The organism is Cellulomonas sp. PS-H5 (assembly GCF_019265565.1).
In the GTDB taxonomy this organism is placed as follows: domain Bacteria; phylum Actinomycetota; class Actinomycetes; order Actinomycetales; family Cellulomonadaceae; genus Cellulomonas.
Window position 1 is genome coordinate 120,348 of sequence record NZ_JAHVCI010000004.1, and the last position, 7,307, is coordinate 127,654.

The window sequence follows — 7,307 nt, forward strand, 5'->3', positions numbered from 1 at the left end:
GGACACCCATGACCACCACCACCGCTCCCGCCCCGACCCGGGAGGGACCCACCGAGGCGAGGACGGCGCGCGCCAACCGCACGCGACGGGCGCGCAACCACCCGTGGGCGTTCGCCGCCCCCGCGTTCGTGCTGCTCGGCGTCTTCTTCTTCCTGCCGACGCTGTTCAACTTCGTCTACTCGTTCACCGACTGGTCGAGCTTCAAGGCGGAGATCGGGTTCGTCGGCTGGGACAACTTCACGCGGCTGTTCGAGAACGGCGACCTGGGTCGTGCGCTCCGGGTCACCCTCGGCTACGCCGTCCTCGTGGCGATCCTGCAGAACCTCTTCGGTCTGCTCCTCGCCCTCCTGCTCGAGCGGGACACGCGGGTCAACCGCATCGCCCGCGTCCTGTTCTTCATCCCGGTCATCATGTCCGCGCTCGCGGTCGGGTACGTGTTCCAGGCGATCCTCAAGCCGGACGGCGCGCTGAACGCGATCCTCAGCTGGATCACCGGCACGGAGGTCACGACCGCCTGGCTCGGCAGCACGTCCTGGACGCTGCTCGTCGTCGCCACCATCCACGCCTGGAAGTGGATGGGCCTGCCGATGCTGATCTACATGGCCGGCCTCAAGACCATCAGCGAGGACGTGCTGGAGGCCGCGCGCCTCGACGGCGCGGGCGCCTGGACCCAGTTCTGGCGGATCCGGTTCCCGCTGATCGCCCCCGCGGTCACGTTCAACGTCGCGACCGCGCTGCTCGGCTCGATGAACGGGTTCGACATCGTGCAGGCGACCACTGCCGGCGGCCCGGCCCGGTCGACCGAGCTGCTGAACATCTTCATCTTCCGCACCTTCGGGCAGGGCCTGTTCGCGCAGGCCACGACGATGAGCCTCGTGCTGTTCCTCGTCGTCGTCGCCCTGGCGTTCCCGGTCATCGGGATGCTGCGCCGTCGAGAGGACGTCCTGTGAGCATCGTCGCGCCGCACGGCACCAGCACCGCCCGCGGCGGTCGGCCCCGATCGACCCTCGGCGGCAGGTCCGGCCCCTGGCGCCGGATCCAGCCGTTCGTCGTCGTCCTGTCGGTCGTCCTGCTGATCGCCCTGCCGCTGTGGATCATCGTGGTCACCGCCGGCAAGTCCCAGGCCGAGGCGCTGCAGCCCGACCTGTCGCTGCCCTCGCAGTGGCAGCTCGGCGCGAACCTGGCCGAGATCTGGCGCGACGGGGACGTCCCCGCGGCGTTCGGGGGCTCGCTGCTGATCATGGTGCCGTCGGTGTTCGTCGTCCTGGTGCTCGGGTCGCTCGCCTCGTGGATCCTCGCCCGGCGCCGCTCCCGGATGTCCGCGGCCCTCTACGCGCTCGCGATCTCGGGCATCGTGCTGCCGCCCGCCGTGGTCACCATCGTGCTGCTGCTGCGCCAGCTCGGCCTCGCCGGGACGGTCGTCGGCATGATCGGCGTGTACGTCGGGATGTACATGTCCACGGTGATCTTCTTCGTCACCGGGTTCATCCGGACCATCCCGCACGAGCTGGAGGAGGCCGCGCGCGTCGACGGGGCCACGCCGATGCGGGTGTTCCGCACCGTGATCCTGCCGCTGCTCGTCCCGGTGCTGAGCACCGCGACCATCCTGATCTGCCTGTACATCTGGAACGACGTCTTCTACGCGTTCTTCGTCATCGGCGGACGCGTGGACACCTTGCCCCTCAACCTCTACAACGTGGCCTCGGCGGGGCTGTACCTGAACAACTGGCACCTGATCTTCGCCTACGTCGTCGTGATGAGCCTGCCGCTGCTGGTCACGTTCATCGTGGCGCAGCGCAAGATCATCTCGGGCATCACGTCCGGCGCCGTGAAGTAGGGCGGACGGCCGGAGCACGCGTGCGCACTCGTCCTGGCAGCCGACCTGCTGCTCGCGGACGAGCCGGGCTCGACGAGAGCCCCGCCGGTGTCCGGCGGGGCTCTCGTGCTCCCCGGGCGCGCCGTGTCACCCCACCGCGACCGGCAGCCCCTTCGCCGCCGTCCACTCCGACAGCGACCCGTCGTACACGGCGACCTCGGCCCCCGACACGACGTACGCCGCGAACGCCGGCAGCGTCGCCGCGATCCCGCCCCCGCAGTAGGTGACGGCCCCCTCGGCGTCGAGCAGCCCGCCCGCCTGCAGACGCTCGCGCAGGTCGTCGAGCGGCAGGAACCGACCGGTCGCCGGTTCGAGGAGCGTGAACAGCGGAAGGTTGACGCTCCCGGGGATGCGGCCGCGCCGCGTGTAGGTGCTGACCTCCTGGTCGCCGCGGAACGTCGCCGGGTCGAGCGCGTTCACGAGCAGCCCGGGCGCCGCGCCCGAGGAGATCCGCTCCACCTGCGGCAGCGTGGCGAGCAGCTCGGGGCGCTCCCGCGGCGTGAGCGTCGTGGCGGCGGCCCGGGCGGCCTCGTCGTCGGCCGCGCCGGAGGCCGTGCCGAAGCCGGCGGCCTGCCACCCGGCCAGCCCGCCGTCCAGCACGGAGACCCGGTCGTGGCCCAGGTAGCGCAGGAGCCACCAGACGCGTGTCGCCCAGGCGGAGCCGACGGTGTCGTAGACGACGACGTGGGTGTCGTCGCCGACGCCCAGCGCGCCGAACGCCGCGGCCAGCGCCCCGGGCGACGGGAGCGTGAACGGGTAGGGGCCCGCGGGGTCGGACAGCTCGCCGGTGACGTCGACGAACGCGGCGCCCGGCACGTGCGCCGCGAGGTACTGCTCGCGCAGCGGCCCGGCGGTGTACGGCTCGCCTTCGCCGTGCGTGGCGAGGGAGGTGGACGCGTCGAGCACCACCGGCCGACCGGCCGGCCCGTCCAGGGCGGCGCGCAGCGCCTCGGGGCTGACGAGGGCGGGGAGTGCGGGGGCCATGGGTCCTCCTCGGGGTGCGGGCCGCGAGCGCGGTGCTCGCGACGCTACGTCGGCCCGCGCGGCGCCCGACAGGAGCGGCCCAGGCACCGGACGTGTGTGACGCGGCCGCGTCCGGGCCGCGCGGACCGTCGCGGTAGCGTGTGCCGGACCACCCCGCCCGGACCTGCGCCGACGCCGATCCGGGCCACGACGATCGGAGCAGCACGTGGCCAGCCGAGCGCCAGGCATGGTGGACGTCGCCCGGGTCGCGGGCGTCTCGCACATCACCGTGTCGCGCGTGCTGAACGGGCACCCGTCCGTGCGACCGGAGACGCGGGCGCGGGTCGAGGCCGCCATCGCGGAGCTCGGGTACCGGCGGAACACCGTGGCCCGGGCGTTCAAGAGCGGCCGGACGTCGACCATCGGCGTCGTGCTGGCCGGCTCCGAGCTGCACGAGCTGCCGCGGGTGCTCGGCGGCCTGGAGACCGCGGCCCGCGCGGCGGGGTACTGGCTGAACCTGGCGAGCTTCCAGGGGCGCGACCCGGCGGAGTTCACCGAGACGGTGCAGCGGGTCGCGGACCAGGCAGACGCGGTCGCGATGATCGCCGACCGGCCGGTGGTGCTGGACGCGCTGCCGGCCCTGGTGACGCGGGTGCCGATGGCGGTGGTCATGTCCGGCGACGTGCCGAACGACCGGATCGCGTCGGTCGAGATGGACCAGGACCTCGGCGCCCGGCTCGCCGTGCGGCACCTCGTGGGGCTGGGTCACCGGGAGGTCGCGCACCTGAGCGGCAACCTGCGGACCTGGGACGCGCGGGCGCGCGTCGAGGGCTGGGAGCGCGAGCTGGCGGCGACCCCGGGCGTCGCCGGTGAGCTGCTCGAGGGCGACTTCACCGCCGCGAGCGGCTACCACCTGGCGCTGGCGCTCGCGGACCGCCCCGGGGGGCCGCCGACGGCGGTGTTCGCGGGCAACGACCAGATGGCGATGGGCGTGCTGGCGGCGTTCGCCGAGCGCGGGCTGCGGGTGCCGGACGACGTGTCGCTGGTCGGGTTCGACGACCAGGTCGGCTCGGACTACCTGGTCCCGGCGCTGACGACGCTGCGCCAGGACTTCCACGCGCTCGGGACGAACGCGGTCGAGGGGCTGCTCGCGCTGCTGCGCGGGGAGCCGCCGCACCACCGGCTGCTCGCGCCGGAGCTGGTGGTGCGGCGGTCGACCGCCCCGCCGCGCTGAGCGGCGGTCAGCCGGGGAGCCCCGCGAGGGCCGCGTCGCCGACCGGCGCCCCCGCCTCGGTGCCCGCGCCACCCGACGGCGCCGCGCCCGGCTCGTAGGCGACGTGCTCGACGACCGCCCGCGCGCCGGTCGGCTCGCCGTCGGCGTGGGCGTACACCCCCAGGTGCACGCCGAGGAACCCACCCGCCGTCTCGGTCGCGAACGCGGTCCGGGGCACGTCGCCGAGCGCGCGCGCCTCGCCGCCGGGGAGAGTGGCGGCGAACCGGTAGGCCTGCTCGTCCCCGGTGACGGCGAGCTCGACGGGCCCGGCGGGGACGGCGACCGCGCCGAGCTCCGCCACCGCGTCGCCGGTCCGCATCCGCAGCCGTGCCTCGGGCTGTCCGTCGGGCCCTGCCGACAGCGCGAGGGTCGCCACGCGCTGCTGGTGCAGCAGCACGGCGAGCCCGGCCTCCTCGCCCGACGAGGTGGTGGCGAACCGCAGCCGGCAGGTCGCCCGGAACCGCACGTGCTGCTGGCGGCGCGCCACGAACGCGGGGGTGCCGGTGCCGTGCAGCGGCTCGGGGGACGGCGTCAGCTCGAGGGCGGCGCCGCCGTCGCCCCCGGTGACCGGGCGCACGAGGTGGTCGACCGGGCCGCGGAGGCTGGACCAGCCCTGGGCCGCGAGGGGCTGGCCGAGCGCGAGCGACTCGACGTCGCCGGTCCCCGGCGCCGGCGCGCCCGCCCCGCCGGCCCCCGCCCCGCCGGCCCCCGCCCCGCCGGCCCCCGCCCCGCCGACCTCCGCCCCGCGCTCCGTCGTCCCCGCCAGCGGCACCGTGCCCGTCCCCGGCGCGAACACCGGCCCGCGCTCCGTCCACTCCACGGGCACGAGGAAGGCCTCCCGCCCGAGCGTGTGCGCCCCGTCGACCGGCCGCACGCCCAGCGTCAGCGCCCAGGTCGCGCCGTCGGGGGTGTCGACAAGGTCGGCGTGCCCGACGTTCTGGACCGGGTGCCCGGGGCCGAGGTGCCGGTGGGTGAGCAGCGGGCTGCGCGGGTCGGTGACGTACGGTCCCGTGACCGCCGGGGCGGACGCGGCGGTGACCGCGTGGTTCCGCTCGGTGCCGCCCTCCGCCGCGATCAGCCAGTAGCGGCCGTCCCGGAGGTAGAGGTGCGGGCCCTCGACCCACGCCCCGCGCAGCGCGCCGTGCCACAGCACGTGCTCCGGCCCGGTCAGGCGCAGCGTGTCCAGGTCGAGCTCGCGCAGCCACAGCTCGGCGGGCCCGGTGACGGCGGGCTCGGGCGCGTCGCGGGTCGCGGTGAACCAGCAGCGCCCGTCGGCGTCGACGAACAGCGAGGGGTCGATGCCCTCGGCCTCCAGCGGCACCGGGTCGGACCACGGACCGGCCGGGTCGGTGGCGGTCGCGACGAAGGTCGACGCGCCCCGGCGTCCGCTGGCCACGGTCGCGACCACGTAGAACACCCCGGCGTGGTGCCGGATCGTCGCGGCCCAGACCCCGTCGTTCACGTCGAGCCCGGCCAGCGGCGCCTGCTCGGGCCGGGTGAGGACGTGGCCCACGAGCTCCCAGGTCACCAGGTCGGTGCTCCGGTGCACGGGGATCCCCGGGAAGTACCCGAACGACGAGGTGACCAGGAAGTACTCCGCCCCGACGCGCACGACGGAGGGGTCGGGGTGGCACCCGGGCAGGACGGGGTTCTGGAACGCGGGCACGAGGGCTCCCCAGGAGGTCGGAGGGGGTGAGGTTGACAGGATGACAACGTTAACATCACGATAGGCGCAGCCCGGGGGCGGCTGCTCGGAGCGGAGCGGCGTACCGGGTCCCCTCGTCGAAGGAGATGTGGACATGCACGCTGCAGGAACACCGACGACCGGCGCACGACGCTCGCGGCGGAGGCGCGCCGCCCTGGTCGGGGCCCTCGCGCTGGTCCCGGCGCTCGCCCTCGCCGCGTGCTCGTCGTCCGGCGGGGACGACGCCGCCGGGTCCGACGGGCCCGTCACCCTCGAGTTCTGGACCTACTCGCTCAAGGGCACCGACCCGGAGGCCCAGGCGATCGTGGACCGCTACCACGAGCTCAACCCCGACGTGACGGTCAAGCTCTCCGAGGTCGGCGGCACGGCCGAGACGTCGTCCAAGCTGCTCGCCGCGGACCGCGCGGACACGGCGCCGGACGTGGTGCAGGTCGAGTACCGCGCGCTGCCGTCGCTCGTCGTGTCCGGCGTGGTCAAGGACATCACCGACGACGTCGCCGACGTGCGGGATGGCGTCGAGGACAACATCTGGGACCTGACCACGTTCGACGGCCAGGTGTACGGCGTCCCGCAGGACATCGGCCCGATGATGCTCACCTACCGCGCCGACCTGTTCGCGCAGTACGGGGTCGAGGTGCCGACCACCTGGGAGGAGTACGCCGCGGCCGCCGAGGCGATCCACACCCAGGACCCGTCGGTGTACATCGCCTCGTTCTCGCCGACGCAGTTCGAGTTCTTCGCGTCGGTCGCGGCCCAGGCCGGCGGCGAGTGGTGGAGCAACGACGGCGACGCCTGGTCCGTCGGCATCGGGGACGAGCCGTCGCTCGAGACGGCCGACTACTGGCAGGACCTCGTCGGGCGCGACCTCGTCACCGTCGAGCCGCTGCTGACCCCGGAGTGGAACGCCAAGGTCAACGACGGGAAGATCCTCAGCTGGGCCGCCGCGGCCTGGGCGCCGAGCGTCCTGTACTCGGTCGCCCCGGACACCGCCGGGCTCTGGGAGGCGGCCCCGCTGCCGCAGTGGACCGCCGGCGACGCGTCCGTGCCGTTCCTCGGCGGGTCGACGTACCTGGTCCCGGAGAAGTCCGAGCACGCCGACGAGGCCGCGGCGTTCGCCGCCTGGCTGTCCGCCACGGACGAGGGGTCGAACCTGCTGCTCGGCCTCGACCTGCTGCCCGGCGGGACCGCCGGCCGCGAGGCGACGCTGACCGCGGAGCCGCCGATGCTCATGCCGCAGCAGACCGACTTCTGGCAGGTCGTCGACCAGGTCGTCGCGGACACCACGATCCCCGTCACCTGGGGGCCGAACGTGAACGTCGCGCAGAGCGCGTTCGGGGACGCGCTCAACGAGGCCGCGCTGAACGGCGGCTCGTTCCGCGACGTGTTCACGGCCACCCAGGAGACCATCGCGGCCGACCTGGAGAAGTCCGGCTTCACCGTCGCCGACTGACCCGCGGCGGGGGGCGCCCCCCCCCGCCCCCCCCCCCCCC

General features: G+C 74.6%; 6 protein-coding genes. 4 read left to right on the forward strand and 2 right to left on the reverse strand.

Annotated features, from left to right (window positions below):
* The first annotated feature begins 8 nt into the window (after nt 1–8).
* Both J5O08_RS03630 and J5O08_RS03635 read left to right on the forward strand, forming a co-directional pair.
* Nucleotides 9–950, forward strand: a complete 942-nt coding sequence (locus J5O08_RS03630) for a carbohydrate ABC transporter permease (protein WP_147794861.1) — start codon at nt 9–11, stop codon at nt 948–950.
* On the forward strand, nt 947–1,837 hold the full coding sequence (locus tag J5O08_RS03635; RefSeq protein WP_308281314.1) for a carbohydrate ABC transporter permease: 891 nt from the start codon (nt 947–949) through the stop codon (nt 1,835–1,837). The genes J5O08_RS03630 and J5O08_RS03635 overlap by 4 nt, the downstream gene beginning before the upstream one ends.
* Nucleotides 1,838–1,963: 126 nt before the next feature.
* On the opposite strand, the gene J5O08_RS03640 is transcribed toward J5O08_RS03635, so the two are convergent.
* Nucleotides 1,964–2,860: a sulfurtransferase gene (locus J5O08_RS03640; protein ID WP_218705471.1), complete on the reverse strand. Its 897-nt coding sequence runs from the start codon at nt 2,858–2,860 to the stop codon at nt 1,964–1,966.
* Nucleotides 2,861–3,065: 205 nt separating this feature from the next.
* On the opposite strand from J5O08_RS03640, the gene J5O08_RS03645 reads away from it, so the two are divergent.
* A complete protein-coding gene (locus J5O08_RS03645) occupies nt 3,066–4,073 on the forward strand; it encodes a LacI family DNA-binding transcriptional regulator (protein WP_308281315.1) in 1,008 nt (335 codons plus the stop codon).
* Nucleotides 4,074–4,080: 7 nt separating this feature from the next.
* On the opposite strand, the gene J5O08_RS03650 is transcribed toward J5O08_RS03645, so the two are convergent.
* The gene (locus J5O08_RS03650) at nt 4,081–5,778 is read right to left on the reverse strand and encodes a glycoside hydrolase family 43 protein (protein ID WP_308281316.1); all 1,698 of its coding nucleotides are present in this window, start codon (nt 5,776–5,778) and stop codon (nt 4,081–4,083) included.
* A gap of 133 nt (nt 5,779–5,911) precedes the next feature.
* On the opposite strand from J5O08_RS03650, the gene J5O08_RS03655 reads away from it, so the two are divergent.
* Nucleotides 5,912–7,267: an ABC transporter substrate-binding protein gene (locus tag J5O08_RS03655; protein ID WP_218705475.1), complete on the forward strand. Its 1,356-nt coding sequence runs from the start codon at nt 5,912–5,914 to the stop codon at nt 7,265–7,267.
* Nucleotides 7,268–7,307 lie beyond the last annotated feature (40 nt).

Excerpts from the sequence above, each read along its gene's own strand:
- J5O08_RS03630 (WP_147794861.1), top strand. The coding sequence starts at position 9 with ATGACCACCACCACCGCTCCCGCCCCGACCCGGGAGGGACCCACCGAG.
- J5O08_RS03640 (WP_218705471.1), bottom strand. The coding sequence starts at position 2,860 with ATGGCCCCCGCACTCCCCGCCCTCGTCAGCCCCGAGGCGCTGCGCGCC.
- J5O08_RS03655 (WP_218705475.1), top strand. The coding sequence starts at position 5,912 with ATGCACGCTGCAGGAACACCGACGACCGGCGCACGACGCTCGCGGCGG.